5 protein-coding genes are annotated in these 3,165 nt (G+C 71.1%); 2 read left to right on the top strand and 3 right to left on the bottom strand.

Annotated elements, in window-relative coordinates; translation table 11 throughout:
* Positions 1-111: 111 nt before the first annotated feature.
* Positions 112-666, bottom strand: coding sequence for a MarR family winged helix-turn-helix transcriptional regulator (locus RWO82_RS15370; protein ID WP_314428402.1), 555 nt, complete (start codon positions 664-666; stop codon positions 112-114).
* 104 nt (positions 667-770) lie between these two features.
* On the opposite strand from RWO82_RS15370, the gene RWO82_RS15365 reads away from it, so the two are divergent.
* A complete protein-coding gene (locus RWO82_RS15365) occupies positions 771-1,637 on the top strand; it encodes a hypothetical protein (protein ID WP_314428401.1) in 867 nt (288 codons plus the stop codon).
* An 85-nt stretch (positions 1,638-1,722) separates the two neighbouring features.
* Here RWO82_RS15365 and RWO82_RS15360 read toward each other — a convergent pair whose 3' ends face one another.
* On the bottom strand, positions 1,723-2,307 hold the full coding sequence (locus RWO82_RS15360; RefSeq protein ID WP_314428400.1) for a TetR/AcrR family transcriptional regulator: 585 nt from the start codon (positions 2,305-2,307) through the stop codon (positions 1,723-1,725).
* Between the two features lie 86 nt (positions 2,308-2,393).
* On the opposite strand from RWO82_RS15360, the gene RWO82_RS15355 reads away from it, so the two are divergent.
* Positions 2,394-2,828 (top strand): DUF6069 family protein, encoded by a 435-nt coding sequence (locus RWO82_RS15355; RefSeq protein ID WP_314428399.1) that lies wholly within the window; start codon positions 2,394-2,396, stop codon positions 2,826-2,828.
* 34 nt (positions 2,829-2,862) lie between these two features.
* On the opposite strand, the gene RWO82_RS15350 is transcribed toward RWO82_RS15355, so the two are convergent.
* Positions 2,863-3,165 (bottom strand): hypothetical protein (locus RWO82_RS15350; protein ID WP_314428398.1); only part of this gene is annotated, 303 nt, incomplete at its 5' end.

The following is a 3,165-nucleotide window of genomic DNA, read 5'->3' as shown; positions in this document are numbered from 1 at the left end:
TGGCACCTCGCGCCGCAATCCTGCGCAGGTGGCGACAACAGGTGCCACACGAACGCCCCCAAGCACCGCACCCACCCAGAGGAGTGGGCACCCGGTGCCGCTTCGGCGAGCTCAGCTCTCCCAGTTGTCGGCGAGCTTGCTCAGGAGCGTCGCGAGCTGTTCGCGCTCGTCGTCAGTGAAGGCCGCGAGCGCCTTCCCGAGAGCTTCGCGCCGTTCTCCGCGCATACCGCGAGCGATCTTGCGCCCCTCGTCGGTCAACGCGATCCGGGTTCGCCGCGCATCGTCCGGGTCGGCCTCGCGACGAACGAATCCGTGGGCGACGCCCTGCTGCACGAGGCGTGAGGCGCGCGGTTGGTCGACGCCGATCGCGGCACCGAGGTCACTCACGCTGAGGGGAGCGGATGCTGCGGCGAGCGCCTCGAGCATCCGCATGCGCGCGGGACCGCCGAACCGCCCGGAGGGGTCGCTTGCCCATGGCGGCATTCCGGGGTGCACCGGGTGTCCGTGCCCGTGGGTGGGCTGCTCGAAATGATCGGGGTGAGGACCCCCGTGCCAGCCATGCGGAGCACCCATGCCCCGCGGGCCGCGACCGCCTGGGCGCCGACCTCGCAGACGCGACAGGGCGCGGGCGATGGCCTCGGTGGGGTCGTTCTCTGCAGCGCTCACACGTCGATTTTACATGCGACTTGACATGCAACATGAGTGCATGTCACACTACATATACATGCATAGTGACAAGCACATGCTCAATGACATCTAAGGATCACCCCATGAACACTCCTGACACTCAGAACGCCTCCCCCACCTCTCGCCCGTTCGGCTACTGGCTCAAGGCCGTCGATCGGCTGATGGCCGCCGAGTTCGACACCGCCTTCGAGGGCGAGCACGCGAGCCGCCGCGACTGGCGGATGCTGAACATCATCGACGGCACAGCGCCCGCCCGTCGCCCCCTGAACGCCCACAAGCTGCGCGGACTGGTCGAGCGCGGGTGGATCGCCGCAGACGACGCCGGCTGGACACTCACCGACGAGGGCCGCGAGGCGAAGCAACGACTCGGCGTCATCGTCGACGGCATCCGCACCAAGGTGTCCGACGCCGTGAGCCCCGAAGATCTCGAGACCACCCTCGCCTCGCTCGAGCAGATCGCCCGAGCATTCGGCTGGGACGAGGAGACACCGCTCCCCCGCGGACGCGGTCGTCGCCACGGGTTCGGCCGCACCCACGGGTTCGGCCCCGGCCGCGGCTTCGGCCACCGCCCCGGACACCCGTTCGGCCGCGCCTTCGGACCCGGTTTCGGAGGCGCACACGAACACGCTACGGACGCCGAGTTCGGCCACCGGGACTGCGGACACCGCGGCCACCCGGGTCACGCCCGCTTCGCCGACACCGGTCGCGCAGGCCACGGCCACGCCGGCGTCGAGCACGGCCACACCGGTCACACAGACCACGGCCACCCCGGCGCCGAGCACGGCGCCGACCACGACCACGCCCGCGGCCACGTCGGGCACGAGCACGGCCGACACGAGCACGGCCGACACGGAGCATCCCGTCACGGCGGGCACCGCTTCGCGCGGGCGGCGCAGGATGCGTACGAGCGCGGTTTCGACGCCGGCTTCTCCCGTGGCCGCGACGCCTGACGGCACCGCGAACCGATGGATGCAGAATGCCCCGTCCGCTCGCGCGGATGGGGCGTTCGCGTTATTGGGGGCGGACCCCCGCCGCCTACGTCAGAGCGGGGAGGACGACCTCGTCGACCAGCTGCACGACGGCATCCGGCTCGAGCGCCCGCCGACTCAGGCTGACGCTGCCGAACGCGGCGGTCGGCACGAGACCTGCGATGAGCGCGACCGGGGCGTCCACTCGAACGACGCCCCGCTCCCTCCACCGTTCGATCACCGCGACCAGTGCCGCGACCGGCGGTCCGCCGACCACCCGGTACGCCACGGCGCGCAACTCCTCGTCGCGGCCGATCTCACTGAGGATGCTGGCGAGCACGCTCGCGGTGCGCTCATCCGCCTGGGCGAAGTGCATCGCGGCCTCGAGGAGGTCGCCCCGGAGCGTGCCGGTGTCGGGGACCGCCGCAGTGACCTGCAGAGCCCCCACCGCGGCGACGACGAGCTCGGCCTTGGTCTCCCACCGGCGATAGATGGCCGAACGCCCGCAGCGGGCGCGCTCTGCGACGGCGCCGATCGTGGTGCCCGCGTATCCGTGCTCGATGAGCAGGTCCTGCACCGCGTCGAGGATGCCCGCGTCGACGCCAGGATCCCTCGGTCGCCCTGCAGCCCTCGTCGATCGGTCGTCGCTCATCGCACCCATTGTACATTCCGGGATTGAGCAGTACCGTTATATCCGGTACCGCCTGGTACCGGAATCAGTCGATCGAAGGAGTCGCCATGGTCACCACAACCGTCCGCCCGGTCGGACGCACTGCTCGGTCGCGCACGAGCGCCGCCCTCATCCTCGTCGCCGCCGTCACGGTCGCGATCGCGGCGAACTCCGTCGTCGCACTCGTCGCCGTCGCCGCCGGAGCACCGCCGACCTACGGCCCACTGACCCTCCCGGCCTACGGTCTGTTCACCGCGCTCGGCGTCACGCTCGGCTGGATCGGCTGGTCGCTCGTTCGCCAGCGCGCTCGCGACCCGCGCCGCACGCTGACGATCCTCGTGCCCGTCGTGACCCTGGCGTCGTTCGTCCCCGATGTGCTGCTGCTCGCGCTGCAGTTCATCCCCGGTACGACCACAGTCGCGGTCGTCGCCCTCATGGTGATGCACCTCGTCGTCGTCGTGGTCGCCGTGCCCGCGTACATCTGGGCATCCAGACGATCCTGAGTGACGACGAGCCCTGCCGTGGTGACGCTGCGGCTCAGGGCGCCGCGAGAGCCGCGACGCCCGTCGAGAGCTCGCCCACCGACAACCCGAGCGTCGTGGCGCCGAGATAGATCGCACACCCGATCGCCGCCGCCAGGAGCAGCAGCAGGAACGCGAAGATGACGACGGTGAGCGCCCGGTATCCGCCGGAGGTCGGCACCTCGGGGGCGATCGACGGCTGCGCCCAGTCGTCGGCGACCGGAGCGGGCTGGTCGCCCGTGAGGATCGCCGGCGTGGATCGCGAGCGGCGGGTGGCGGGGAGCATCGCCTCGGGCGGAGGCGGCGGGATCACGGCGTC

The sequence above is a fragment of the uncultured Microbacterium sp. genome (assembly GCF_963521645.1).
Taxonomy (GTDB): domain Bacteria; phylum Actinomycetota; class Actinomycetes; order Actinomycetales; family Microbacteriaceae; genus Microbacterium.
This window is presented reverse-complemented; position numbering and strand designations above follow the sequence as displayed.